General features: G+C 70.6%; 25 protein-coding genes. 12 read left to right on the forward strand and 13 right to left on the reverse strand.

Annotation, left to right across the window (positions count from 1 at the left end):
* Positions 1-141: 141 nt before the first annotated feature.
* Both ACFWM2_RS10300 and ACFWM2_RS10305 read right to left on the reverse strand, forming a co-directional pair.
* The gene (locus ACFWM2_RS10300) at positions 142-1,815 is read right to left on the reverse strand and encodes a peptide-N4-asparagine amidase (protein WP_383275753.1); all 1,674 of its coding nucleotides are present in this window, start codon (positions 1,813-1,815) and stop codon (positions 142-144) included.
* Between the two features lie 136 nt (positions 1,816-1,951).
* Positions 1,952-2,704 (reverse strand): hypothetical protein, encoded by a 753-nt coding sequence (locus tag ACFWM2_RS10305; RefSeq protein ID WP_383275756.1) that lies wholly within the window; start codon positions 2,702-2,704, stop codon positions 1,952-1,954.
* A 284-nt stretch (positions 2,705-2,988) separates the two neighbouring features.
* Between ACFWM2_RS10305 and ACFWM2_RS10310 the strand changes: the two genes are divergently transcribed.
* The 5 genes from ACFWM2_RS10310 to ACFWM2_RS10330 all read left to right on the forward strand — a co-directional run bounded on the left by ACFWM2_RS10310 (position 2,989) and on the right by ACFWM2_RS10330 (position 8,194).
* Positions 2,989-4,854 carry an ABC transporter transmembrane domain-containing protein gene (locus ACFWM2_RS10310; RefSeq protein WP_383275759.1) on the forward strand — a complete coding sequence of 622 codons (1,866 nt, stop codon included), beginning with the start codon at positions 2,989-2,991 and terminating at the stop codon, positions 4,852-4,854.
* Positions 4,851-6,632: an ABC transporter ATP-binding protein gene (locus ACFWM2_RS10315; RefSeq protein ID WP_383275762.1), complete on the forward strand. Its 1,782-nt coding sequence runs from the start codon at positions 4,851-4,853 to the stop codon at positions 6,630-6,632. Before ACFWM2_RS10310 ends, ACFWM2_RS10315 begins: the two co-directional genes overlap by 4 nt.
* A 429-nt stretch (positions 6,633-7,061) precedes the next feature.
* Positions 7,062-7,532, forward strand: a complete 471-nt coding sequence (locus ACFWM2_RS10320; RefSeq protein WP_383275765.1) for a DUF5709 domain-containing protein — start codon at positions 7,062-7,064, stop codon at positions 7,530-7,532.
* 43 nt (positions 7,533-7,575) lie between these two features.
* Entirely contained in the window at positions 7,576-7,845 is a 270-nt protein-coding gene (locus tag ACFWM2_RS10325) for a type B 50S ribosomal protein L31 (RefSeq protein ID WP_383275768.1), read from the forward strand.
* Between the two features lie 16 nt (positions 7,846-7,861).
* A complete protein-coding gene (locus tag ACFWM2_RS10330; protein WP_383275771.1) occupies positions 7,862-8,194 on the forward strand; it encodes a hypothetical protein in 333 nt (110 codons plus the stop codon).
* Here ACFWM2_RS10330 and ACFWM2_RS10335 read toward each other — a convergent pair.
* On the reverse strand, positions 8,187-8,981 hold the full coding sequence (locus ACFWM2_RS10335; protein ID WP_383275774.1) for a metal-dependent hydrolase: 795 nt from the start codon (positions 8,979-8,981) through the stop codon (positions 8,187-8,189). The genes ACFWM2_RS10330 and ACFWM2_RS10335 overlap by 8 nt on opposite strands.
* A 145-nt stretch (positions 8,982-9,126) precedes the next feature.
* On the opposite strand from ACFWM2_RS10335, the gene ACFWM2_RS10340 reads away from it, so the two are divergent.
* Together ACFWM2_RS10340 and ACFWM2_RS10345 are read left to right on the forward strand one after the other, a co-directional pair.
* The gene (locus ACFWM2_RS10340) at positions 9,127-11,640 is read left to right on the forward strand and encodes a DEAD/DEAH box helicase (protein WP_383275777.1); all 2,514 of its coding nucleotides are present in this window, start codon (positions 9,127-9,129) and stop codon (positions 11,638-11,640) included.
* Between the two features lie 19 nt (positions 11,641-11,659).
* Entirely contained in the window at positions 11,660-12,532 is an 873-nt protein-coding gene (locus tag ACFWM2_RS10345; RefSeq protein ID WP_383275780.1) for an acyl-CoA thioesterase, read from the forward strand.
* A 77-nt stretch (positions 12,533-12,609) separates the two neighbouring features.
* Here the strand turns inward: ACFWM2_RS10345 and ACFWM2_RS10350 are convergent, their stop codons facing one another.
* Both ACFWM2_RS10350 and ACFWM2_RS10355 read right to left on the reverse strand, forming a co-directional pair.
* Complete coding sequence (locus tag ACFWM2_RS10350) at positions 12,610-13,569, reverse strand: DUF6397 family protein (RefSeq protein WP_383275783.1); 960 nt, start codon at positions 13,567-13,569, stop codon at positions 12,610-12,612.
* A gap of 122 nt (positions 13,570-13,691) precedes the next feature.
* The gene (locus ACFWM2_RS10355) at positions 13,692-14,105 is read right to left on the reverse strand and encodes a roadblock/LC7 domain-containing protein (protein WP_383275786.1); all 414 of its coding nucleotides are present in this window, start codon (positions 14,103-14,105) and stop codon (positions 13,692-13,694) included.
* A gap of 97 nt (positions 14,106-14,202) precedes the next feature.
* On the opposite strand from ACFWM2_RS10355, the gene ACFWM2_RS10360 reads away from it, so the two are divergent.
* Positions 14,203-14,631 carry a PPOX class F420-dependent oxidoreductase gene (locus ACFWM2_RS10360; RefSeq protein ID WP_383275789.1) on the forward strand — a complete coding sequence of 143 codons (429 nt, stop codon included), beginning with the start codon at positions 14,203-14,205 and terminating at the stop codon, positions 14,629-14,631.
* 105 nt (positions 14,632-14,736) lie between these two features.
* On the opposite strand, the gene ACFWM2_RS10365 is transcribed toward ACFWM2_RS10360, so the two are convergent.
* The 5 genes from ACFWM2_RS10365 to ACFWM2_RS10385 all read right to left on the reverse strand — a co-directional run bounded on the left by ACFWM2_RS10365 (position 14,737) and on the right by ACFWM2_RS10385 (position 19,762).
* Positions 14,737-15,342: an ATP/GTP-binding protein gene (locus tag ACFWM2_RS10365; RefSeq protein WP_383275792.1), complete on the reverse strand. Its 606-nt coding sequence runs from the start codon at positions 15,340-15,342 to the stop codon at positions 14,737-14,739.
* A 194-nt stretch (positions 15,343-15,536) separates the two neighbouring features.
* Entirely contained in the window at positions 15,537-15,947 is a 411-nt protein-coding gene (locus ACFWM2_RS10370) for a DUF742 domain-containing protein (protein WP_383275795.1), read from the reverse strand.
* A gap of 19 nt (positions 15,948-15,966) precedes the next feature.
* A complete protein-coding gene (locus tag ACFWM2_RS10375; protein WP_383275798.1) occupies positions 15,967-16,404 on the reverse strand; it encodes a roadblock/LC7 domain-containing protein in 438 nt (145 codons plus the stop codon).
* Complete coding sequence (locus ACFWM2_RS10380; RefSeq protein ID WP_383275801.1) at positions 16,401-18,926, reverse strand: nitrate- and nitrite sensing domain-containing protein; 2,526 nt, start codon at positions 18,924-18,926, stop codon at positions 16,401-16,403. Before ACFWM2_RS10380 ends, ACFWM2_RS10375 begins: the two co-directional genes overlap by 4 nt.
* 62 nt (positions 18,927-18,988) lie before the next feature.
* Entirely contained in the window at positions 18,989-19,762 is a 774-nt protein-coding gene (locus tag ACFWM2_RS10385; RefSeq protein ID WP_383275804.1) for an MHYT domain-containing protein, read from the reverse strand.
* A gap of 152 nt (positions 19,763-19,914) precedes the next feature.
* On the opposite strand from ACFWM2_RS10385, the gene ACFWM2_RS10390 reads away from it, so the two are divergent.
* A complete protein-coding gene (locus tag ACFWM2_RS10390) occupies positions 19,915-20,514 on the forward strand; it encodes a class I SAM-dependent methyltransferase (protein ID WP_383275807.1) in 600 nt (199 codons plus the stop codon).
* 4 nt (positions 20,515-20,518) lie between these two features.
* On the opposite strand, the gene ACFWM2_RS10395 is transcribed toward ACFWM2_RS10390, so the two are convergent.
* Positions 20,519-21,280: an alpha/beta fold hydrolase gene (locus ACFWM2_RS10395; protein ID WP_383275810.1), complete on the reverse strand. Its 762-nt coding sequence runs from the start codon at positions 21,278-21,280 to the stop codon at positions 20,519-20,521.
* A 108-nt stretch (positions 21,281-21,388) separates the two neighbouring features.
* Between ACFWM2_RS10395 and ACFWM2_RS10400 the strand changes: the two genes are divergently transcribed.
* The 3 genes from ACFWM2_RS10400 to ACFWM2_RS10410 all read left to right on the forward strand — a co-directional run bounded on the left by ACFWM2_RS10400 (position 21,389) and on the right by ACFWM2_RS10410 (position 23,443).
* A complete protein-coding gene (locus ACFWM2_RS10400; RefSeq protein WP_383275813.1) occupies positions 21,389-21,916 on the forward strand; it encodes a PadR family transcriptional regulator in 528 nt (175 codons plus the stop codon).
* Between the two features lie 131 nt (positions 21,917-22,047).
* Positions 22,048-22,353 carry a hypothetical protein gene (locus ACFWM2_RS10405; RefSeq protein ID WP_383275816.1) on the forward strand — a complete coding sequence of 102 codons (306 nt, stop codon included), beginning with the start codon at positions 22,048-22,050 and terminating at the stop codon, positions 22,351-22,353.
* Between the two features lie 202 nt (positions 22,354-22,555).
* The gene (locus ACFWM2_RS10410) at positions 22,556-23,443 is read left to right on the forward strand and encodes a hypothetical protein (RefSeq protein WP_383275819.1); all 888 of its coding nucleotides are present in this window, start codon (positions 22,556-22,558) and stop codon (positions 23,441-23,443) included.
* Positions 23,444-23,638: 195 nt separating this feature from the next.
* Here the strand turns inward: ACFWM2_RS10410 and ACFWM2_RS10415 are convergent, their stop codons facing one another.
* Together ACFWM2_RS10415 and ACFWM2_RS10420 are read right to left on the reverse strand one after the other, a co-directional pair.
* Positions 23,639-23,836, reverse strand: a complete 198-nt coding sequence (locus ACFWM2_RS10415) for a hypothetical protein (RefSeq protein ID WP_383275822.1) — start codon at positions 23,834-23,836, stop codon at positions 23,639-23,641.
* A gap of 131 nt (positions 23,837-23,967) precedes the next feature.
* Positions 23,968-25,023: a fatty acid desaturase family protein gene (locus tag ACFWM2_RS10420; protein WP_383275825.1), complete on the reverse strand. Its 1,056-nt coding sequence runs from the start codon at positions 25,021-25,023 to the stop codon at positions 23,968-23,970.
* Positions 25,024-25,126: the final 103 nt, after the last annotated feature.

The following is a 25,126-nucleotide window of genomic DNA, read 5'->3' on the forward strand; positions in this document are numbered from 1 at the left end:
GGACTCCTCCGACGGGACTTCTGATATGCGGAAAAGCGCTTCCGCGTCGATCACTATCGGGAAGTCGTTGATCGTGCCGGAGACCTCCGTGTCACGCCCCGGTTAATCATGACGAGGGTGACACGTCACACACCTCTCGGATCAGCAGCGGCTCCGGTCCTCGGTGAGCACGCCCTGCACGGTGACCAGCCCCCGGTCGTAGCAACCGGCCGAGCCGTACAGCCGGTAGCGCTCCTTCGTCGTGCCCACCGCGTGGCGCTGATCGCGCGGCACGTTCGCCGTATACGTCGCGTCGCCCGTGTAGGTGTCGTCCAACCGGGACCAGGAGGTACGCCGGCCGCCGCGCGACGCGTCCACCGACGCCCGGTCGCCGATGGTCAGGACGGTTCGCAGCCGGTCGTCGGCCCCGAGGGTGGTCGTGCCGTCCATCGTGTACGTGCGATGGGTGCGGGTCGTCACGGCCGGTCCGCGCCCGTCGACGGTGACCGTCTCGTCGTCGGTCCAACCGGCCTCAAGACCGTCGGTGTTCTCGCCTTCGGTCCAGCGGTGCACGGAGGTGTTGGCCAGGTCGCGGCTGACGGTGGTCGTGACGCGGCCGTGCGAGGTGTCGAGGTATCCGGCGACGGTGAGCCGATGGCCGCCCTCGGTGTCCAGGCGGTACTCCGGCGAACCGGGCGTGTACGTCGACGAGTTGGCCGGGTCGCCCGCCTTGATACGGGTGACCGCGCCGGTCACGTGCGCCCGCCCCGCGTCCTGCCAGACCAGGACGTTGACCGGTGTGCTCCAGCCGCTCTGCCCCTCGGGCACGCCAACGACGGAGACGTCGACCTGGTGCGGGCGACCGTCGTTGAGGAGTCCGGCGAAGGGGGTCAGGTCGTACTCGATGGGCCTGACGTCGAAGGCGCGCGGGCCCGGGATCACGTACCAGAGGAAGGGGTTGGACCAGCCGCCGGTCCACACCGTCGGGAACGGCGCGGCGATTCCGGCCAGTTGACCGTCGACCTTGACCTGCACCTCGCGGTAGGGGCCGTTCGCCGCCTTGCACGAGTACGGCGCGGCGTCCGGCACCGTCAGATACCAGAACTCCTCGCAGCCGCCGCCCGAGCCGGTGGCGTACACCTCGGCGACGATCCGCTCACTGTTGCGGGGCGCGGTGAGCGTGCCGTCCTGGAGGGTGAGGACGCGATCGGGGGCCGCGGTGGACCGGCCCGGCGTGCCCGACTTCGTGGGCGGAGCAGGCTTTTTCGCCGCGTAGAAGGTCAGGACGACCTTCACGTCGATGACTCCGGTGTAGGTCTCGTCCACCGTGTTGCCGATGAGCATCTCGACGTCGCGGCTCTGCCGGAACGTGTCGCTGTAGCGGGTCACGTCCTTCTCGACGGACCATGCGATGCCGTCGGGCGAGGGCTCCGGGGTCGACGTGCGGAGGACTTCGACTCCGCCGATGTGCAGATAGCCGAGCCGGTCGTACTGCCGCCCCTTCACCTTGCCGTCGAGCCGCAGGACCACCTTGGTCCAGTTGTCCCCGCAGCCGCTCGGCGGCGCGAAGGTGCCCTTGTACGGCGTGTAGTCGCGGAACTGCGTCTCGGCGACCGTGACTTGGCAGGACTTGGTGGCGGGCTTCGCGAGGGGCGGCGCCGCGGTCAGCGGGTCGTGCCAGTCGGTGCCGAACTCGGCGGGCGGCTCGACGCTCATGGCTCCGGCGGACGAACCGGTTCCGGGCAGCGCGGCCGCGGGGGCCGGGCCTGCCCCGAGGAGGGTGCTCGCCGCGAGGATCACTCCGGTGAGCATGGACATGATGACCGGTCTTCTCATGTGCGGTGTTCTACGGGGGAGTCGGCCCCGTCCGCAATGAGTTCTCGGCAGTCGGACGCCGCCCGCGCCTTCCGGGTCTCGACGTCGCGCGTACGCGGGGAGCCCCGGTGCGGTGCTCCCCCGTCGGTCGCGCCGACTACGCCTTGAGGTCCGCCTCGTCCCCCATGACCACCACAGGGTGCTGATCCGGGTCGAGCGTGCGCAGCAGGTACTGCATGCCGGACTTGGACAGGCTCACACAGGCCGACGTGCCGCTGCCGTGGTCCATGTGCAGCCAGATGCTGCCGCCTTTGGACTGGCCCTCGGGCCGGGTCGGGTCGTTCGGCGAGGTGCCCTTCATCCGGTTGTAGTCGATGGCGATGACGTAGTCGAAGTCGTGCCAGTGCGACTTGGCCCAGTAGTGCGGGGCCTGGAAGGACGCGGACTCGGTGTACGGGAGTTCGGCACCGGGATCGCCGAGCACCCCGCCCGCGTCGCTGAGCGTGAACACGCCGACCGGGCTGCGCTTGTCGCCCTCCTGATGGTCGGTGGTCCAGCCCTTCTTGCCGTTGTGCCCTTCCCAGCTGCGGGTCTGGTCCCAGGTGGAGCCGTTCTTCGTGTAGAGGACGATCCTGGAGTCGGCGGAGTCCTTGCCCTCCCCGTAGACCGCCACGACCTGGCGGGAGTTGGCCGGAATCTGCTGCCGCAGCCGATTTCCGACGTCCGGGATGCGCTTCAGGTCGACGGTCGGCGCCTTGGCGTGGGCGGCCTTTCCGCCGGACCCGCCATCCCCCTTCGACGCGCTGCCTCCGTCGGCGCCTCCGCAGGCCGCCAGGGACATCAGAAGGACGCCGCAGGCCGCCACAGCGACCCCCGCGCGCATCGAACCGCTCGCACCGCCTGTTTGCATACGGTCCATCGTCGCACCACGTTCCGGACGATTACGCCCGGCCCCCGGCTTCCCGGCCATATACGGGCGGTCCGGGCCGATTCTCCGCCCTGCGGCGAAAATTCGTTTGCTTCCGACCACGCTCCGAGGCGAACCTTTCACGGTTTGTTGCCGGCGTTCGCGGCCGGTCCCTCGTCGGCCTCGTGGTCGGCGCGCACCGTCCGCTCGCGGCCGGGCGCCCGGCTCTCCGGTCGGCTGCCGTCGGCCTCGCGGCCCTCACCTCTGACACGAGCCCCTGGGAAGTCATGCAGATTCAAGACCTTCCGTTCCCCGACCCGGGCGTACCGGACGCGCGCTCGGGTCCCCGATTCCTGTGGTGGCTCGGCCGGAATCAACTCGGCGGGCAGCTCAAGGCGCTCGCCTGGGGCCTGCTGCACTTCGTCGCGGTCTCCGGGCTGCCCTTCTGCGTCGGCCTGGCCGTACAGGCCGTCGTCGACCACTCCGGGACCCGGCTCGCCCAGGCCGGTGGGCTGATGGTGCTGTGCGGCACGGGCATCGCGGTCGGCGACATGATGCTGCACCGCACGGCGGTCACCAACTGGATCGTCGCGGCCGCGCGCGTCCAGCAGTTGCTGGCCCGCAGGACGGCGCAGCTGGGCTCCGCACTGACACGGCGTGTCGCGGCCGGCGAGGTGGTCGCCGTCTCCACGGGCGACGTCGAGAAGATCGGCTGGTTCGTGGAAGCCCTGTCGCGGTTCGCCGCGGCCGCGCTCACCGTCGTGCTGGTCTGTATCGGACTGGTCGTCTACCAGCCGGCTCTGGGGATCGTCGTCGCCGTGGGTGTGCCGGTCCTGGCGCTGGCCGTGCTCCCGTTGCTGCCGCGGGCCACCCGCCGCGCCGACCTCCAGCGCGAGAAGGCGGGACGCGCCACCGAGCTGGCCTCGGACACGGTCGCCGGTCTGCGTGTGCTGCGCGGCATCGGCGGCGAGGAGCTCTTCCTCGACCGCTACCGCCGCGCCTCCCAGGAGGTCCGCCGGGCCGCGGTGCGCAGCGCCCGCATGTGGGCATTGATCTCCGCGATCCAGACCCTGCTGCCGGGTCTGCTCATGGTCGCGGTCATCTGGCACGGGGTGCACCTGGCCCGCGACGGCCGGATCACGGTCGGCGAACTGGTGACGGTGTACAGCGCGGTCATGCTGCTCGCCTATCCGCTCCGGCACTTCGAGGAGATCGCCATGGCGTACTCCTTCTCCCGCCCCTCCGCCAAGCGGGCCGCCCGCGTGCTCGCCCTGGAGCGGATCACCGACACCGCCGGGTCGCGGGACGCCGTCGTACCGACCGGCGATCTGTACGACCCGGCGACCGGACTCCTCGCGCCCCTCGGCCTCCTGACCGCGGTGGTGTGCGGCGATCCGGACGCGGCCGGTGTCCTGGCCGAACGGCTCGGCGGCCACGCGACGGCCGAGGAGGCCTCCGCCTCGGTCCTGCTCGGCGGGATCCCACTGGACGAGCTGCCGCTCGGCTCCGCCCGCACGGCCGTCCTCGTCCAGGACAAGGACCCGGTGCTGTTGTCCGGTTCGCTGCGCGAGCTGCTCGACGTGCCCTCGTCGGGCGAGGTGGGCGCCGCCGAGGCGCTCGCCGCCGCACAGTGCGGCGACGTCCTGGACGCCCTCGCCCAGGGGTCGCTGGACGCCGAGGACCCCATGGACGCGCGGATCACCGAGCGCGGGCGCTCCCTCTCGGGCGGCCAGCGCCAGCGACTGGCACTGGCCCGGTCCCTCAAAACCGACCCCGAGGTGCTCGTCCTGGACGAACCGACCTCCGCCGTCGACTCGCACACCGAGGCCCGGGTCGCCGACGGTGTCCGCTCCCTGCGGACAGGCCGTACGACGGTCGTCTTCACCTCCTCGCCGCTCCTCCTGGACCAGGCGGACCGGGTCGTCCTCGTGGACGAGGGCGAGGTCGCGGCAGTCGGCGTGCACCGCGAGCTGGTGCACAGCGAGCCGCGGTACCGCGCCGTCGTCACCCGCGAGACCGACGACGAGACCGCCGCCGGGACCGCGAAGCCGCGTGAGATCGACTCCCCGCACGGAGTCGGCGCACTCGAAGAACGCGAGATCGACGCACTGGAAGAACTCGAAGAACTCGAAGGAATCGAGGAGACCGCATGATCGGCCTGGCGCCACCGGCGTACGACCCGGCGGCCCCGACAACGGCGAACACCCTGCCCGTCGGCGCCCCCGCGACCGTCCGCGCCTACGTGACCGAACTGTTCCAACGGCACCGCCGGGCCTTCCTGCTGCTCGTCACCGTCAACACGGTCGCCGTCGTGGCCTCGATGGCCGGGCCCTATCTGCTGGGCTCGGTCGTCGAGCGGGTCTCGGACGGCGCGCGCGAACTCCACCTGGAGCGCACCGTCGCCCTGTTCGTCGCCGCCCTCGTCGTGCAGTCGGTGTTCGTGCACCAGGTACGGCTGCGGGGCGCCATGCTCGGCGAGCGAATGCTCGCCGACCTGCGCGAGGACTTCCTCGTACGGTCCGTGGGGCTGCCACCCGGCGTCCTGGAGCGGGCCGGGACGGGCGACCTGCTCTCCCGCATCACCACGGACATCGACCGGCTCGCCAACGCGATGCGCGAGGCCGTGCCGCAACTGGCGATCGGCGTCGTGTGGGCGGCCCTGCTGATCGGCGGTCTCGCCGTGACCGCGCCACCGCTCGCCCCCGCCGTCCTGCTCGCCGTTCCGCTTCTGGTGGTCGGTTGCCGCTGGTACTTCAAACGGGCGCCCTCGGCCTACCGCTCGGAAGCCGCCGGTTACGCCGCGGTCGCCGCCGTCCTCGCGGAGACCGTGGACGCCGGACGCACCATCGAGGCCCAACGTCTCGGTGAGCGCCGTATCGACCTCTCGGACCGCCGCGTCAAGGAATGGACCGCCTGGGAGCGCTACACGCTCTGGCTGCGCTCCGTGCTCTTCCCGGTCATCAACCTCACGCATGTCACCGTCCTCTGCTCGGTCCTGATGATCGGCGGGGTCTTCGTCCTCCAGGGCTGGATCGGCGTCGGCCAGCTGACGACCGGCGCCCTCATCGCACAGATGCTCGTCGACCCGGTGGGCCTGATCCTGCGCTGGTACGACGAGCTCCAGGTGGCCCAGGTGTCGCTGGCCCGCCTCGTCGGTGTCCGGGACATCGAGCCGGACGAGGGCGATCCCGCGGTGACCCCCGACGGACGCGACGTCCACGCCGACCAGGTCCACTTCGGATACCGGGCCGGCGTCGACGTCCTGCGCAAGGTGTCCCTCGAAGTCGCGCCCGGCACCCGTCTGGCCCTGGTCGGTCCGTCCGGCGCGGGCAAGTCCACGCTGGGCCGGCTCCTCGCCGGGATCTACGCACCCCGCAGCGGCCGGATCACCCTGGGCGGCGCGGAACTGTCCCGGATGCCCGCCGAGCAGGTCCGCTCCCACGTGGCCCTGGTCAACCAGGAGCACCACGTCTTCGTGGGCTCCCTGCGCGACAACCTCCTGCTCGCCCGGACCGGTGCCGCCGACGCCGAGCTGTGGGCCGCCCTGGGCGCGGTGGACGCGGACGGATGGGCACGGGCCCTGGACGACGGTCTGGACACGGAGGTCGGCTCGGGAGGCCTCGCGCTCACCCCCGCCCAGGCCCAGCAGATCGCGCTGGGCCGCCTGGTGCTCGCGGACCCGCACACTCTGGTCCTGGACGAGGCGACCTCGCTCCTCGACCCGCGTGCGGCCCGGCACCTGGAACGCTCCCTGGCCCGCGTCCTCGACGGTCGCACCGTCGTCGCCATCGCCCACCGGCTGCACACCGCCCACGACGCCGACATCATCGCCGTCGTGGAGAACGGCCGCATCAGCGAACTCGGCAGCCACGACCAGTTGGTCGCCGCCGACGGCGCGTACGCGGCACTGTGGCGGTCCTGGCACGGGTGAGCATGGACGGGGGCCGGTGTCTGTGACCGGAGCCGGTGACCTGGGCCGGTGCCGGTGACCGGGGCCGGTGCCGGTGACCGGGCCGGTGCTGGCGTCTGTGACCGGTGTCGGAGGCCGGTGACCGATGTCGGAGCCGTGCTGGAGCCGGCGCCAGTGCCGGAGCCTGCTGGAGTCGGTGCGGGCTGCAGTGCCAGTGCGGGGTGGGTGGCCTCCCCGAGCACGTGCCGTGGCCACGTGCCGGTGCCGGTGCCGTTGCGCGGTGCCGAACGGGGGTGGAAGGCTGGAAGCCTGCACCGGCTCGGGGAGCGCTCCTGAACCACCCGGTTCGCGAGGGGCGCGGTCTGTGCCACGCGGTCTGTGCCACGCGCTCTCCGCAGCCGCCGTGGGACGCGACGGCACCGGATCCACCCCCACCACCTGGAGGTACCCGTGAGCAGCGCCGACGGATGGGGAGACGACGTCTATCAGCCCGACGGCTCCGAGGTTCAGGACGACGCGGGGCTGCTCGACGCCGAGGACACCCTGGACGCCGACGGCGTCGACGATCCTCTGGACCGGGGCTGGTCACCGCCCGAGCGACCGTGGGCGGTGGAGCACACCGGAGTGACCGCGGCGGAGGGACAGCGCGGCGAGACCCTCGACCAGCGCCTCGCGGAAGAGCTGCCGGACCTCGCGGCCCCCGACGGAGACGGCATCGGAGACTGTGAGGGCACCGACGGCGAACCGCTCGACGACGAGGTCGGCGCCACCCGCTCCGGCCGTCTCGTCGCACCCGACGAGGGCGCGCACGAAGACGAGGAGAGCGGTCTGATCGCCACCGACGTGGGCATCGACGGCGCCGCCGCCTCGGCCGAAGAGGCCGCCATGCACATCGTCGACGAGGACACCGTGTCCGGCTGAGACCCCCCTCCCCCGCACCACCCACCTCAGGCAAGGAGCAGCCATGCAGCAGGACAAGCACCCCGATTACCACGAGGTCGTCTTCCGCGACCGCGCCGCCGGCTACGCCTTCCTCACCCGGTCCACCGCGGCCAGCGACCAGACCATCGAATGGGACGACGGGGAGACGTACCCGGTCGTGGACGTGGAGATCTCCTCGGAGAGCCACCCCTTCTACACCGGCAAGGCACGGACCGTGGACACGGAGGGCCGCGTCGCGGCGTTCGAGCGGCGGTACGGGGGCGCGGGCTCCGGTACGGGTGACGCCGGCTGACGCCGGTGTGGCCCTCGTGACGGACGCGGGCCTCCTGAGCAGCGCGACCGTCCCGGCCGGCGCGACCGTCCCGGCCGGCGTGACCGGCGTGACGGTCCTGGCCGGCGTGACCGGCGTGACGGTCCTGGCCGCCGTGACCGGCGTGACGGTCCTGGCCGGCGTGACCGGCGTGACGGTCCTGGCCGGCGTGACCGGCGTGACGGTCCTGGCCGGCGTGACCGGCGTGACCGACTTCTCCGCTGTGACCGACCTGACCGCGGTGATCAGTGTCCCGAGCGGTCGCGGGCGAGTGGGTCGACCCGCCCGCCCGGGATGCGGCCCACCGGTCCGCCCGGCATCGGTCAGATGAAGTTCAGCGCGGCCGCGCAGCCCACTCCGCCAAGCAGCATGAACACCGGCATCAGAACCTTCAGCTCCACCCAACTGCCGGCCCGGAACCGCATCACCTTCGGCGGCCCGATCGGGTACCAGCGCCTGCGGCCCAACGGGATGGGCCAAAGGATCGGGCAGCCGGACACGGTCAGGGCGTCCCCGATGTCGTGCACCAGCGCCCCCAGGACGATCGGCAGACCCAGCCACAGGTACTCCTGGCCGGGCGCGGTGAACAGCCAGTCCGAGCCGTTGCCCGGCTTGTCCAGCACCCCCGCGAGGATCCAGGCACTGGTCGCGGCCAGCAGCCAGACCAGAATGTCGCTGCTGGAACCGCGGGCCGCCCGCCACAGCAGCCCCTCGATGGCGAGCACCATGTGGACGAAGAGGATGGCCAGGACCGTCCAGCGCCCTCCGGTGATCGCGGCGACCGAGGTGCCCGCGCCGATCACCACTGCCCAGAGCCAGGTGTGCGTCAGCGTGCGGTGACCACCGGACCGGCGCGGGTCGCCCTGCTTCCGAGTCGACTTGTAGACGGCGTACGAGAGCTTGTCGACGATCTCGCACAGCCACCGGGAGAGTGGTCCGAAGGCCCGCGAGATGGTCGCCGCCTTGTGATCCAGATCCGGGGCGAGCGCGGCTCCCGCGCAGATCAGCCCACCGACCAGCAGGACCGGCCACGGCATGGCGTGTCCGGCCGCTGCCGCCGCCGCTCCGACTCCGAGCCAGGCCGCGGCCCCCGACAGTGAGTGTGCTGGTCCCATCATGGCCGTACCCCGCCCCATTCCTCTTGTGCCGCTGCCCAGTTGCCCACATGCACTGACGCTCCGTCGGCGCCACAGCGTAACGTTCGCGATCTTCGTACGGGCATCCGATTCCCTGATCACGTCCGATGACAGGCAAGATGGAGACGTGACCCTTATCGATCAGCTGCCGCAGACCGCCGACCCGGACGCCCTCTACGAAGCCTTCGAGTCGTGGGCCGGGGAACGCGGCCTCACGCTCTATCCCCACCAGGAGGAGGCGCTGATCGAGGTGGTTTCGGGTGCGAATGTGATCGTTTCGACGCCCACCGGGTCCGGCAAGAGCATGATCGCCGCGGGCGCGCACTTCGCGGCGCTCGCCCGGGACGAGGTCACCTTCTACACGGCGCCGATCAAGGCCCTGGTCTCGGAGAAGTTCTTCGAGCTCTGCAAGATGTTCGGCACCGAGAACGTCGGCATGCTGACCGGCGACGCGTCCGTGAACGCCGACGCCCCGGTCATCTGCTGCACCGCGGAGGTGCTGGCGTCCATCGCGCTGCGCGACGGCAAGAACGCCGACGTCGGCCAGGTCGTGATGGACGAGTTCCACTTCTACGCGGAGGGCGACCGCGGCTGGGCCTGGCAGATCCCGATCCTTGAGCTGCCGCAGGCCCAGTTCATTCTGATGTCGGCGACGCTCGGTGACGTCGCGATGTTCGAGAAGGACCTCACCCGGCGCACCGGCCGCCCCACCGCCGTGGTCCGCTCGGCGACCCGGCCCGTGCCGCTCTCCTACGAATACGTGCTGACTCCGCTGACGGAGACGCTCACGGAGCTGCTCGCCACGAAGCAGGCCCCCGTCTACATCGTCCACTTCACCCAGGCGCAGGCCGTCGAGCGGGCGCAGGCTCTGATGAGCATCAACATGTGCACGCGCGAGGAGAAGGACCAGATCGCCGCGCTGATCGGCAACTTCCGCTTCACCACCAAGTTCGGCCAGAATCTCTCCCGTTACGTGCGACACGGCATCGGTGTGCACCACGCCGGCATGCTGCCCAAGTACCGCCGTCTCGTGGAGAAGCTGGCCCAGGCCGGCCTGCTGAAGGTCATCTGCGGCACGGACACGCTCGGCGTCGGCGTCAACGTCCCCATCCGCACTGTGCTGTTCACCGCTCTGGCCAAGTACGACGGCACCCGGGTACGGACTCTGCGCGCCCGGGAGTTCCACCAGATCGCGGGACGAGCCGGCCGGGCCGGCTTCGACACGGCGGGGTTCGTGGTCGCGCAGGCGCCCGAGCACATCATCGAGAACGAGAAGGCGCTCGCGAAGGCCGGCGACGATCCGAAGAAGCGCCGCAAGGTGGTGCGCAAGAAGGCGCCGGAGGGATTCGTCGGCTGGACGGACAGCACCTTCGAGAAGCTCATCACCTCCGAGCCGGAGCCGCTCACCTCCCGCTTCCGCGTGACGCACACGATGCTGCTCTCGGTGATCGCCCGGCCCGGCAATGCCTTCGAGGCGATGCGGCACCTGCTGGAGGACAACCACGAGCCCCGCAAGCAGCAGCTGCGGCACATCCGGCGGGCGATCGCGATCTACCGCTCGCTCCTCGACGGCGGCATCGTCGAGAAGCTCGACAAGCCGGACGCCGACGGCCGCATCGTGCGCCTCACCGTCGATCTGCAGCAGGACTTCGCGCTCAACCAGCCGCTGTCGACCTTCGCGCTGGCCGCGTTCGAGCTGTTGGACCCCGAGTCCCCGTCGTACGCGCTCGACATGGTGTCCGTCGTCGAGTCCACGCTCGACGACCCCCGGCAGATCCTTGCCGCGCAGCAGAACAAGGCGCGTGGAGAGGCCGTGGCCGCGATGAAGGCGGACGGCATCGAGTACGAGGAGCGGATGGAGCGGCTCCAGGACGTGTCCTACCCCAAGCCGCTGGAGGAGCTTCTCTTCCACGCGTACGACGTCTACCGCAAGAGTCATCCCTGGGTGGGCGACCATCCGCTGTCGCCGAAGTCCGTCATCCGTGACATGTACGAACGGGCGCTGACCTTCACCGAGTTCGTCTCCAACTACGAGCTGGCCCGCACCGAGGGCATCGTGCTGCGCTACCTCGCCAGCGCCTACAAGGCCCTCGACCACACCGTCCCCGACGACCTCAAGTCCGAAGACCTCGAGGACCTGATCGCCTGGCTCGGCGAGATGGTGCGTCAGGTCGACTCCAGCCTCCTCGACGAGTGGGAGCAGCTCGCCAACCCGGAGGTGATGACGGCCGAGGAGGCCCAGGAGAAGGCCGACCAGGTCAAGCCGGTCACCGCGAACAACCGCGCCTTCCGGGTTCTCGTCCGCAACGCCATGTTCCGCCGGGTCGAGCTCGCCGCCCTCGACCACATCAACGAACTGGGCGAGCTGGACGCCGAGTCCGGCTGGGACGCCGACGCCTGGGGCGAGGCCATGGACAAGTACTGGGACGAGTACGAGGACCTCGGCACCGGTCCCGACGCCCGCGGGCCCAAGCTGCTGCTGATCACGGAGGAGCCCCAGAACGCCCTGTGGCGCGTCCGCCAGACCTTCGCCGACCCGAACGGTGATCATGACTGGGGCATCAGCGCGGAGGTCGACCTCTCGGCCTCCGACGCGGAGGGCCGTGCCATCGTCCGGGTCACCGACGTCGGTCAGCTGTGAGCACAGGAGACACCGCACCATGACGAACCCAGCCGAGAAACTCGTCGATCTGCTCGACCTGGAGCAGATCGAGGTCAACATCTTCCGTGGCCGCAGCCCGCAGGAATCCCTGCAGCGCGTGTTCGGTGGCCAGGTGGCGGGACAGGCGCTGGTCGCCGCCGGTCGCACCACCGAGGGCGACCGGCCCGTGCACTCGCTGCACGCGTACTTCCTGCGTCCGGGCCGCCCGGGTGTGCCGATCGTGTACCAGGTCGAGCGGGTTCGCGACGGGCGGTCGTTCACCACGCGTCGGGTCACCGCCGTGCAGCAGGGCCGCACGATCTTCAATCTGACCGCCTCCTTTCACAAGCCTGAGGAAGGGAGCTTCGAGCACCAGCTGCCGCCGGCCCGCGAGGTCCCGGACCCCGAGTCGCTGCCGACGGTGACCCAGGAGATCAAGGAGCACCTGGGCACGCTGCCGGAGGCTCTGGAACGCATGGCCCGGCGCCAGCCGTTCGACATCCGGTATGTGGATCCGCTGCGCTGGACTCCCGAGGAGATCGAGAACGCCGAACCGCGCAGCGCCGTGTGGATGCGTGCGGTCGGGCCGCTGGGGGACGATCCGCTCGTGCACACCTGCGCGCTGACGTATGCGAGCGACATGACCCTTCTGGACGCCGTGCGCATCCCCGTGGAACCTCTGTGGGGGCCGCGCGGTTTCGACATGGCCTCCCTGGACCACGCCATGTGGTTCCACCGGCCCTTCCGGGCGGACGAGTGGTTCCTGTACGACCAGGAGTCCCCGATCGCGACGGGCGGGCGCGGCCTGGCGCGCGGGCGCATCTACGACCAGGAGGGGCGCCTGCTCGTCTCTGTGGTTCAGGAAGGCCTGTTCCGCAAGCTCGGCTCGTGACCCTGCCTCAGGGTTCGGCATCTGACGTCGGGCAGGGGCTCGGCCGTCACTCGGCGCCGAAGGCTCGCCGCGCGCCGTCAGGCGTTTCTGCGGCGCAGCCACCCGAACAGGCCGCGCGACCGCTGCGGTTCATCGTTCAGGGGTGAACCCTCGGGGCCGGCCTCCTCAGGAAGAAAGCCAAGCCGCGGTGAGGTGTTCGGAACGGGGCGCGGGGTGGGCCGAGGAGCGGGGCGGAGCTGCCGGGCCGTGGCGAGCGCCTGCGTCAAATCGGCCTTGAGCCAGCTGATTTCGTCGGGATCCTGCGCTGTCATGATCCTCGCGGCGACGTCGGAGGCGGGTGACTCGGGGGCGGTGCGGGCCGTCGGATCAGGCCTGAGCCGGTTCAGATAGGCGCGCTCGTACGGATCCGGGACCAGCTCTGCCCTGTCCAGCGGGTCGAGCAGTGACGCCACGATCGCGGCCTGCGCCCACGGGTCCTCGTTCTGCCGGAGCAGGAAACCCATGTGCCGTCCCCGCCAGTTGCGGGGGCGCAGGTCCAGCCCCGCGCTCAGTTGGTCGCGCAGTACTTCGGGGGTGCGGCCGCTGAGCATCGCGGCGTTCTTCTCCGCGGCGGCGAACTGCCGTAGTTCTTCGGCGAGATAGAGCCAGACGACGGCTCGATAGCGGTTGAGGTAGAACTTCACCGGGACCACCAGGCCGAGGCGGGCGAGGCGGGTGAACCTGGCGGTCGTCACTCCCATGAGGGCCGCGCCCTCCGTGGTACCCACCGCCTTGACGCGCTCCCGGAGAGCTTCCGCCGATCCGTCTTCGGAGCGCACCCGGTCGATCTCCGCCCGGGCGACTCGGCGTACTCCCCCTCCCTTGTCGTCGGGGACGGTGCGGATGCACCCGAGGTGTACGGCGAGCTCGAACTCGCCTCGCTTGAGGCCCAGTTCCCGTGCGGCGCGGCTCTGCGCCCATGACGGGGGCCGCTCGCCACCGCTGGTCGGAACGGTGGTGGGCCTGGTGGACTGCGTGATGGTGGTGGTTCCGGACATGTGGTTCTCCCCCGTGCAGTGCTCGCGCCGGCATGCGCTCGCTTCGAGAAAAACCGTAGCCGGTTTGCCGGATCACGCGGGAACCCTGTGGACAACTCCGATCGAGATGACGTATTCGCAGGTCAGAGATCTATGGAAGGGGTGTGCTCCGGCTGACGCGCGTCCACCCGGAGGTGCTCGCCGACCCGGTTCACGAGCAGAGTCATCTCGTAGGCGACCTGGCCGATGTCGGCCTCGGCCGCGCTCAGTACGCACAGACAACTGCCGGCGCCGGCCGCGGTGACGAAGAGAACGGCGTCGTCGAACTCGATCATCGTCTGGCGCACCTGACCCGCACCGAAATGGTGCCCCGACCCCTTGGCCAGGCTGTGCAGACCGGACGCGACGGCCGCGAGGTGTTCGGAATCCTCACGCCGCAGCCCGGTGCTCGCGGCCGTCACCAGACCGTCGGTCGACAGCACCAGTGCGTGCCGGACGTGTTCGACGCGCTCGGTCAAGTCGTCCAGCAGCCAGCCGAGTCCCGTGTTCTGAGCCATGGTTCGTTCGCTCCCCGTCTCGTCGTTCCTCCTGGCGGGAGGATTCGACCAGCCAGCCTTCCCCACCGCCGCCGTCCGGGCAAGCAGGATGGGAGGCATGGCACAGAAGATGACCGACGAGGAATGGCGGGCGTTCGTCTCGCACGGGACCCGCACCGGGAAACTGTCGACCGTTCGAGCGGACGGAGCTCCGCACGTGGCCCCGATCTGGTTTCTGCTGGACGGTGACGACGTGGTGTTCAACACCGGGAAGGAAACCGTCAAAGGACGGAATCTGGCCCGGGACGGCCGGGTCGCGTTGTGCGTGGACGACGACCGTCCGCCCTTCGACTTCGTCGTGCTGCAAGGCCGGGCCCAGCTCTCGGAAGAGCCCGACGAACTCCGGCACTGGGCCGCGCGGATCGGTGCGCGCTACATGGGCGAGGAGCGCGCGGAGGAGTTCGGACGGCGCAACGGGGTTCCCGGCGAACTGCTCGTCCGGGTAAGGATCGAGAAGGTTCTTGCGCACTCAGGAGTGGCCGAGTGAGGCGATCGGCGATGCCGGGCCCGAGCGCTCCAAGGTGACTGCCGCCCGCGCGGGGGCCCGTCGCCGTAGACGCCGGGCCCCTGCTCAGACACCCCCGGTCCACCCTCAGCCCACGGAGTCGAGCATCCGGGCAGTGTGCATCCGCCCGGCGTACTCGACGAGCCGGATCAGCACCTCCTTCCCGGAGTCGCGGTCACGGGCGTCACAGAGCACCACGGGGGTGCCCCGGTCGAGATCGAGGGCACGTGACACGTCCTGGGCGCCGTAATTGCGGGCGCTCGGGAAGCAGTTGACGGCCACCACGAACGGGATGTGCCGGTGCTCGAAGTAGTCCACTGCGGGGAAGCAGTCCTCCAGTCGCCGGGTGTCCGCGAGGACGACGGCACCGAGGGCGCCCTGGGACAGCTCGTCCCAGAGGAACCAGAACCGGTCCTGCCCCGGCGTCCCGAAGAGGTAGAGCGAAAGGCCGGACCTGATGGTGATGCGGCCGAAGTCCATGGCGACGGTCGTCGTGACCTTCTGGTCCACGCCATCGGTGTCGTCCACCGACTCGCCCATCTCGCTCAGCAGTTCCTCGGTACGCAGCGGCTTGATCTCGCTGACCGCGCCCACCAGCGTGGTCTTGCCCACGCCGAATCCGCCGGCGACCAGAATCTTCAACGCCAGGGCGGCCGACTCGCCACCGGTTGCATCGGAGTGCTCGGAGACCATCGATCACTTCTCTCAGGAGTGCCGGCAACAGTCGACGTCAGTACATGTGTGCGGCGTCAGCATCATGACAACTGCGGGCCCCCTTGGAGAGGTTGGACCGCTATTACACCGATCTGACCGACTCGGGGCTGTTTGCTGCCCGATGGCTGCCCAACTCTGCACAGGGCAGGCCGGGGGCGGTTTCGATTCACGGTCTACAGCGCCCTCAGTCCCGCGATGACCTCGCGCAGAATGCGTTCGTCGGGCAGTTGTGCGGGCGGAACGGGGCGGCTGACGGTGACGCAGCCGAGCTCCAGCAGGTCACCCAGAAGCACCCTGACGACGCCCACCGGAAGGTCGGCCCCCGCGGCCAGTTCGGCGACCGACTGCGTTTCGAGACGGCAGTGCTCGATCAGGGCACGGTGTTCCGGGCCGAGCCCGGTGTCGTCGTCGGCGCCGGGCGCGCCCGCGTCGAGTGTGACCAGTGCGATCAGGTCGAAGCGCACTCCGGTGGGGCCTGATTGGGTACGGCCACCCGTCACCGCGTAGGGGCGGACAAGGGGTCCGGCCTCGCTATCGTACCACTGGCTGCCCTCCTGCGGGGCGCCTTTCGTGTCCTCGGTCATCTGCGCAGACCGCCCTCGGTCATCCGCCGGCCGGCGGTCGCGCAGCGACGCGCGGAGGCGTGTAGAGATGCTCGCCGACGCGCTTGACGAGCCGCGCCATCTCGTATGCCACCAGGCCGATGTCGGCCGTGACGGCGGTGAGGAGGGCGAGACAGGAACCGTCGCCGGCAGCCGCCACGAACAGGAAGCCGTCGTCCATCTCGACCATGGTCTGACGGACGCCTCCGGCGCCGAAGTGACGGCCCGCGCCCTTGGCCAGGCTGTGGAAGCCCGAGGCGACGGCGGCGAGGTGTTCCGCGTCCTCGCGCCTGAGGTCGGTGGACGAACCGACCGCGAGTCCGTCGTTCGACAGCACCACCGCGTGCCGCACCTCGCTGACGCGCAACACCAGGTCGTCCAGCAGCCAGTCGAGCTCCCCGGACTGCTGGGCGGCTCTCATACTCGGGTCCTGGATCATGCGGGATCTCCTTCGCTGCTGTCGCTGCCCGCTACGGGATCGGGGGTGTCGGCGAGGCCGGGCGACCTGCCGCCACCGCGTGCCCAGCCCTCGCGGTAGGCGGCCATCCGGTCCCGTACCTGTTCGGGATCGCGTTCGTCGTCGCCTCGGCCTCCCGGCGCTTCCTCAGGCCGCACCTCGCGCAGCTGCGGAGCCAGACTCGCCTGCCGTACACGCCGCGGGAGGTCGTCGGACACCTCGGAGTCGTCCGGAGGCCGGTGCAGTCGCAAGGTGGTGACACCTGGGACCGGGCTTTCGCGTAAACGATCGCCCGAGCCTTCCGCCGCCGCCTGTACGGGCGGCACCAGAGCGGGTCGCTCGCTCGGCGCATGGACGGAGTCCTGTACGGCCGCGGCCGACACGCGCGCGTAGGCACGCTCGGTGTCCCGTTCGCGCTCGGCGATCCGGGGTGAACGTTCCGCCGCGCCGCTCTGCAACAGGGAGGTGGGCAGCAGGACGACCGCGGTCGTCCCGCCGTACGGCGAGGTGCGCAGGTGCACCTTGACGCCGTGCCGTGCGGCGAGTCTGCTGACCACGAAGAGCCCGAGACGGTCGCTGTCGAAGAGGTCGAGCGCTTCCGACTGCTCGATGCGGCGGTTGGCCTCGGCGAGGGTCTCCTTGCCCATGCCGAGCCCGCGGTCCTCGACCTCCACCGCATAGCCGTTGCCTACCGGTTCGCCGGTGACCCGCACGCGCGTGTGGGGCGGTGAGAACTGGGCCGCGTTCTCGACGATCTCGGCAAGGAGGTGCGTGAGGTCGGCGACCGCGGTGCCCACGACGGACGTCTCGGGGAGCTGGCGTACCTCCACGCGCGCGTAGTCCTCGACTTCCGACACGGCGGCGCGAACCACGTTCGTCAGTGAGACAGGCATACGCCAGGCACGCCCCGGTGCGGCTCCGGAGAGGATGATCAGGCTCTCCGCGTGGCGCCGCATTCGCGTGGTGAGGTGGTCCAGCCGGAAGAGGTCGCTCAGCTCATTGGGGTCGTCCGACCTGCGCTCCATGCTGTCGAGAAGGCTCAGTTGGCGGTGGACGAGGATCTGGCTGCGCCGGGCGAGATTGACGAAGACTCCGGAGATCCCGCTGGCGAGTTCCGCGCGTTCGACCGCGGCGCGCAGGGCAGCGCGGTGCACGGTCCCCAGGGCTTCGGCGACCTGCCCGGTCTCGTCCTCGGCGGGCGGCCCGGGCGGGGCCTCCGCGCGGATGTCGATCTCCTCGCCCGCACGCAGCCTGCGCATGGCGTACGGGAGTTTGCGGCGGGCGATCTCCAGAGCGCCGTTGCGCAGACTCACGAGCTCGATGACGAGACCGCGGCCGATGCGTACGGAGATCACGAGCGAGGCGGCCACAGCGGCGAGGCCGAGCAGCACCGCGGCGCCGGCCGGTGTGAGCAGGCCCCGGGTGAACGGGTCGGCACGGTCGGCGACCCCGCGGGCCGCGTCCGCCCCGATCGTCCGCATGCCGTCCTGCACACGCGCGTGTGCCGTTTTCCACGTCGCCTCCGGGGCGGCGTCGACCGCCTTGCTGCCGGCCCGGGAGACGAGCACCTTGTCCTCCGCGGCGCGCACGTAGGCGTACGCGCTCCCGTCGGCGAGGTCGCTCCATGCCGTGCGTTCGGATCCGCGGAGGTCCGCGACGGCGGAGTCCGTCAGGGTGCGGCGGGTGTCGACGGCGCCGGTGAACAGCCGTAGCCGTTCACCGTCGAGGCCGCCCGCCAGCCGCGCGCTGGACAGCACCGCGTCCTCCTGGGCCAGCGCTTCCCCGGCTCGGGAGAACTCGAGCAGCACGCGCGCGTCGGACCCCAGGTCGGCGTCCTGGATGCCGGTCAGCGCACCGCCCACACCGAAGGCCGTCGCGATGGTCTTCGTGTACTGGCCGTACGTTTCGTCCCATCCGGTCCGGCGGTCGAGCAACGCGCTCCGCAGCGGCGCCAGGCCCTCGGCACCGGTGACGAAGTCGTCCAGCCGTCCCGCCACCCCCGCAGGCAGATCGGCGCCGTCCGCGACGGTGTTGTGGTCCCCAAGGCGCAGCTTCGCCACGGCTCGGTCGGTGCGCCCGCCCAGCTCCTTGAGGTGGCTCCGCTGCTCGGCGGCCGGATCGGTCGCGTACCGGACGGCGGCCGCGCGCTCGGCCTGGAGCGCGGCGACGGCGGCGTCGACCGGGGCGCGGACCGTCGAGTCCACGCTCTGCAACTGCCGTAGGCGCGCGACGTCCTGGGCCGTGCTCACGGTGGCGTACGCCCACAGCGCGAGCAGGGACATGACGGGCACCATCAACAGGCACACGATCTTCGCCCGTACGGTGCGGGGCCGTACGCTCCACCCTCCCGCGCGCGTGGGCGGCGCGGGCGGCGTCAGGCCGATGACGTCGTCGGTGTCGGAGCGCTCGTCGGCCGGCGGGCCGGCGTGTGCGCGGCGACCGCGTGCGGACGGCTGGGGCGCCGTCGCGGCGCCGGTCCTGGGGGTCCTACGGGGTGTACGCATGGCCTCCTCGCTCGGATGGTTCGGGGTGCGCCGGTCCGTACCGTGGTGGCTCCGGACCGCCCCTAGGGGGCAACGCTCTCGACGGGCCGCTGGGCCGACGCGGAGGCCTCGCGCTCACCGGCCGTCGGCGACAGCGCGACGAACGCCGATGTCAGGAAGAGATAGGACCCGAGGCCGACGGCGAGGGGGAAGATGAACTGCATCACCGAGGCCCCGGGCAGGAACGCGCCGGACGGGGTGACCTTCACACTCACCGCGATCATTCCCGTGTAGTGCATGCTGCTCACCGCCCCGCCCATGACCAGGGAGGCCACCGCGACCGCGACCGGTGACTTGATGTTGAGCGCCGCCCACAGAGCCGCGGTCGCGGCGACCACGGCGATCACCACGGAGAGTCCGACGAGCATCGGGTCGTAGTGCACAGTGCCGTGCAGCCGCAGTGCCGCCATGCCCAGGTAGTGCATGCTCGCCACGCCGACACCGGTGGTGAGTCCCCCGAGAAAGAGCGCACGGCCCCGCTCACGGCCGTACCCGACGGCGAACACGCCCGCGCCGACGACGACCATCGCGACGAGGAGACTGAGGATGGTCAGCGGCACGTTGTAGCGGATCTCCGTGCCGCTGACTCTGAAGCCGAGCATCGCCACGAAGTGCATCGTCCAGATGCCCGTGCCGATCGCGGAGGCCGCGGTGAGGAGCCAGTTCCGGCGTGACCGGCCCGTGGCGCCCAGGGCGCGGACGGTGCAGCGCAGCCCGAGGGCGGCGCCTATGCAGGCCATCACATATGACAGCGCGGGGGTCAGCCAGCCGAAGGCGGCGTGGTCCAGGTGTCCCATGGCTCAGGGACGCTAGTCCCGGTGGGGGCGCGGAAAGGGAGCGCATTTCGAAAGCTGTTGGAATATGACGGAGAGAGGTACCTGAACGATCGCGTCACGCTCGAACATGTGCACCGAGTCGTCCTTCGTGTCGGTGAGGGATCATGCGGAACATGAGCGACGACCACACACATGTCCAGGAATTCTTCACCGCCCGAGCCACGGACTGGGACGCACGGTTTCCCGACGACGGGCCCGCCTACGCGGCCGCGGTCGCCGAACTCGGGCTGCGCGAGGGCGACCGGGTGCTCGACGCCGGCTGCGGCACCGGACGAGCCCTGCCGCCGCTGCGTGCGGCCGTGGGGGCGGCCGGAGTCGTCATCGGAGCCGATCTGACCCCCGCCATGCTGGCAGCCGCCGTACGGGCCGGACGGGACCGCGCAGCTCAGCTGCTGCTGGCCGACGCGGCCCGGCTGCCGTTGCGCGGCGAGTCGCTCGACGCCGTGTTCGGAGCGGGCCTCATCGCGCACCTCCCCAACCCCGCCGAGAACCTGCGGGAGTTGGCGAGAGTGGTGCGGCCCGGTGGGGTACTGGCGCTCTTCCACCCCATCGGACGTGCGGCGCTCGCGGCGCGCCAGGGCCGGCAGATCACACCGGACGATCTGCGCGCGGAGGGCAACCTCCGTGCCCTGCTGACCGGTTCCGGCTGGCGCATGACGTCGTACGTCGACGAGGACGCCCGGTTCCTGGCACTCGCCGTACGTCCGACCTGAGCGCTCAGGCCTGCCCGGCGATCAGCGCCACGAACGCGTCCGGGTTGTCGAACATCACGCAGTGGCCCGCTCGGGGCACGGTCACCACGCGTACACCTGCAGCCTCCAGGCCCTCTCTGCCCGCGAGTTCACCGCTCAGCGCACCCTGGAGGAAGACACGGTCCACGCCTGTCAGCCCTTCGAGCAGGTGACGCATGGTGGGGCTCGTGCCCCGCACGAGCCCCTTCGCCGTCCGGTGCAGAGCACGCGCGTCGGCGAGCCGCATGGTCGACGCCCAGATGGGGCCCACCTTTTCGAGCACGCGCGCGTGGCCGCCGTGTTCGACGTACTCGTCCTCGTCGTACGACGCGATGTTGCTGCTGCCCGCCGTGAGCGGTGGGTGGGGGTCGAGGTTCGCCTCCGTGAGCACCAGGCGTGAGACGAGGTCGGGCCGACGGTGGGCAAGCACGATGGCGACGGCGCCTCCCATGCTGTGGGCGACCAGTTCGGCCCCGCTGACCGCGGCCTTGTCCAGCGCGGCGGCCAGCGCGTCGGCGTGGTCCTCCAAGGTGTAGCCGAAGTCCGCGGGCCGGTCGCTGATGCCATGGCCCGGCAGGTCCACGAACAGCGTGCGACGGCCCGCCAGTTCGGGCCGCGCCGCGATGTGCGCGTGGTACACGGTCGACGTGGCGCCCAGGCCGTGCACGAACACCCGCGCGTGTTCGGCGCCCGCCGTCTCCGTCCAGCGGATGCTGCTTCCTCCGCCGTCGAACCTTGCCTGCTTCATCCCACTCCCCTTTGCTCCCGATCCGCACTCTCGCACTCTCCGGAACAATACATCGTCTCCGATGTATCGAAGAAGCGATGTACAGCCGAGGTGGGGCAGAATGCAGGCATGCTGGAGCTCGCGATCCTCGGTTTCCTGTATGACGCCCCGCTGCACGGCTATGAGCTGCGCAAGCGCATCACGGCGCTGACGGGGCACGTCCGGCCCGTCGCCGAGAGCACGCTGTATCCCGCGATCAAGCGGCTGGAAAAAGCGGGCCTGCTGGCGCGAGCGACTCAACCCGGATCCGTCGCCGCCCCTCGCCATGTCCTGACGCTCACCGAAGAGGGCCGGGGTGAACTGCGGCAGCGACTCGCCGAACCGTTGCTGCGCGACATCACGGACGAGAACCGCTGGTTCTCGGTGCTCGCCTTTCTCAGGCATCTGGACGACGCCGGAGCCCAGGCCACCGTGCTCCGCCGCAGGCTCGCCTTCCTGGAGGAGCCCGCGAGCTTCTTCTACGACGGTGACCGGCCGCTGCGCGCCGAGGAGCTGGACGACCCCTTCCGGCGCGGCATGCTCACCATCGCGCGGGCCACGAGCCGGGCCGAACTGGCCTGGCTTCGCGCGACGATCGACTCACTCGACGGCGGCTGATGTGCCGTGCAGACACCGCGGCGTCTCCTGCCCCCTTCTGCCGGCGGGCCTCCAACTCTACGTTGAGTAGCAGCAGCTGGACGATGAGCGACGGTGATCGCACACAGGGGGAGGGTGGTTCGATGTTCGGCATGTTCGGCAGACTCCACAGGTTCTTCGGTCGTCGACCGGCCGAGCGGAACACGGAGCAGCCGCCCGAGGAACGGCGGCCGGCAAAGCGCGCACCCAACCTGTTCGAGGCGGCAGCCGCGTATGTGTCGGCGTGCGCCGAGGACGACCAGGAGCAGATCGACGAGGCCTCGGACTGGGTCTCGCCGGAAGCCCTGTCGTTCGGGGTGAGTGAGCTGGCATGTCGCGCGGTCATAGCCCTTGCCCGGGAACGTGACGAGTCGCCCCAGACCGTGGCACGGGAGCTCCTCGGACTGCCGGCCGCCTGATTCGGGGGCGTGCGCAGGACACCCGGCACCGGACGGCCGGATGCGGAGGCCCGGGAGCCTCTCGGGGGTGCCGGGGAGCCGCGCGGTCGATTCGCCCCTGTCCAGCCGGATAACTGCAGCTCCGCCCGTGCTTCACCCTCGTGACAAGCGCCTTGCTGTCGCATTAAGGTGCGCCGACGGATGAACCAAAGGGGAGGCTGGCATGGCCGGGACGGGCGAGGACGCCGTCGCCGCCGAGGACGATGACGCGCTCTACGTGCTCACAGCGGTGCTGCTGACGCCGGCACAGTTCCCCAGCGTCCTGGGCGACGACTATCCGGAGGCCTGCGCGGCGCTCGACCTCCCTCCGCTGGCCGACGGCTACGGCCTCGTGCTCGGCCAGGACAGCGACGGCGCACGGTGGACGGTCGTCGTCGACGACGTCTCGCTGGTCGCGGTGGCCATCGCGTCGTGGGACTGCGGCATCGAGTACGACTTGTCGCCCGGCGAGCGCACGGTCGTCGCCGCGTTGCCCGGCTGGCCCCTGGCACTGGCCGTTGCGGCTCCCGGCGTGCCCGCGCCGCACGATCCCGCGCCCGAGATCGCGGAGCGGCCGCCGCTTTCCCCACCGGACACCAGCACCTGGGGCCCGGCCCAACGGCGCCTGGGGGCGGACGAGATCGCCCTCCAGTGGGCGACCTGGCGCGAACAGATCCCCGAAGACCACTTCATCAGCCCCGAAAGCGACCAACCGGCCGAGGACGCGCCGAAGCCGGAGGCCCAGGACGACGGGGAGGGCGGCGCGGACCCCGCGAACGGCGGAGACGGCGGAGACACCCAGTCCCGCAGCGGCATCCGTCGAGTCCTCTCCGAAGCGCGCTCCTACGTGGAGACTCCACCGCCCCTCGGCCGGGTCCGGTCGTCCTTCGCTCCGGGCGACGCCCGGACGCTGCGTGCCGACGGTCCCGGCTGGTCCATGGTGGCCCGGACGGACGACATCGCGTTCGTGCTGCTCGACGAGGAGCCCGGGGAAGTCCTCCCGGTCGGCCGCGGCGCCGAACTGCCGGGGCTCCTGGAGGCCCTGGACAAGATGGCGGTACGTCCGGTCTGAGCTCCGCGGCAGCTCGGGATGCTCCTGCGGAGTGGCTGTAGGCGCGCCTCGAAGCTACCGCTCCGCGTTCCGTGCGCTGACCGCCTGGGTCGAGCAAGGTGTACGACCGCCCGCGGGCCATGCCGTCAGCAGGCCGCGAGCGGCAGGGTCGTCAACTCCTGCGCTCTGGAGAGGACCACGTCGAGTCACCGGCGCTCAGCGGCCGAGCTCCCTGCGGGTGACGCGGCGCAGCCTGCGCCGCTGTGAGCGGTCCAGCGTCAGATACGCCGCGGTCGGGACGCCCAGCACGATCAGGAAGGCGATCCACCAGGGCACTCCCACCGCGGGCAACAGGATCAGCAGGACGATCCCGATCGCCGCACCACCTGCAACGATCTTCGCTCTCTTCGACATGGGTGTTGCCTCCTTCGCGGCTGCTGCCGCTCTCTGTCCTCAAAACGGCTGGGCGCCTCGCGCGGTTCCAGGGCGCGACCCTGATACCTCCCTGAGACGCGACCCTGACTCCACCCTGAGCGCCGTCCCGCCTATTCGCCCCTCAGCGGTCTCCCGACCTCGTGGAGGTGGCCCAGGGCCTGCCGATAGGAGTCGATGAGCCCGGTCTCCGCGTATGGGATACCCAACTCCCTGCAGTGTGCGCGCACCAGAGGCTGGGCGAGTCGCAGATGGGGACGGGGCATGCTCGGGAACAGATGATGCTCGATCTGGTAGTTGAGGCCGCCGAGGAACCAGTCGGTCAGCACGCTGCCGCGGATGGTGCGCGAGGTGAGGACCTGGCGGCGCAGATGACCCCAGCGTTCGCCATCCGGGTCGGGCATTTCCATGCCCTTGTGGTTGGGCGCGAAGGCGAGCCCGAGGTGGAGGCCGAACAGCGCCTGATGGAGGGCGGCGAAGGCGAGGGCCTTGCCGAGGGACATGGTGGTGAGCAGCAGGGCGGCGTAGGCGACGACATGGGTGACCAGCAACAGAGCCTCCACCGCGCGCTCTCGTGGAGGCTGCCGGCGAAGGTCCTGGAAACCGTGGACCTTCAGGGCGACGCCTTCGAGAAGGGTCAGTGGGAAGAAGAGCCATGCCTGATTGCGGGTGAGCCGGCGCCGGAAACCGGACCGCTTCCCCGCCTGCGCGGCGGTGAACACCAGGACGTCGGCGACGACGTCCGGATCCTTGTCGATGTGGTTCGGGTTCGCGTGATGCCTGGAGTGTTTGTCGTTCCACCAGGCGTAGCTCATGCCGAGGAGCAGATTGCCGTGGACCAGGCCGATCAGCCGGCTGACGGCCCTGCTGCCACTGATCTGGGAGTGGCCGGCGTCGTGGCCTATGAAGGCCGTGCGGGCCGACAGCACGGCGAGCACGGGGGCAAGGAGCAAGGTCCACCAGGAGTTGCCGATGAGGACGACACCCGTGACGACGCCTCCCAGCGCCAAGGCGTTCACGGTCACGCCGAGGGCGTACCAGCCGAATCGCCGCTCCAGCAGGTCCTGACTACGAACGGTGCGCAGGAGGGGCGCGAAGTCACTTCCGGCAGGCTGCCCGGCTGTCGCCCCCGGAGGGTGCTTCTCCAGGGCTGCGGCGATCTGGGGCATGGCGGGTCTCCGGTCTCTCAGGGACGGCCTGACCTCATGAAACGTACGGATCAGGGCCCCTCTGGGACCATGGCGCCACCACCCGTGTGCGGGCGGGGGCCAG

Origin of the sequence: Streptomyces sp. NPDC058371, assembly GCF_042723265.1 — a bacterium.
Lineage (GTDB): Bacteria > Actinomycetota > Actinomycetes > Streptomycetales > Streptomycetaceae > Streptomyces.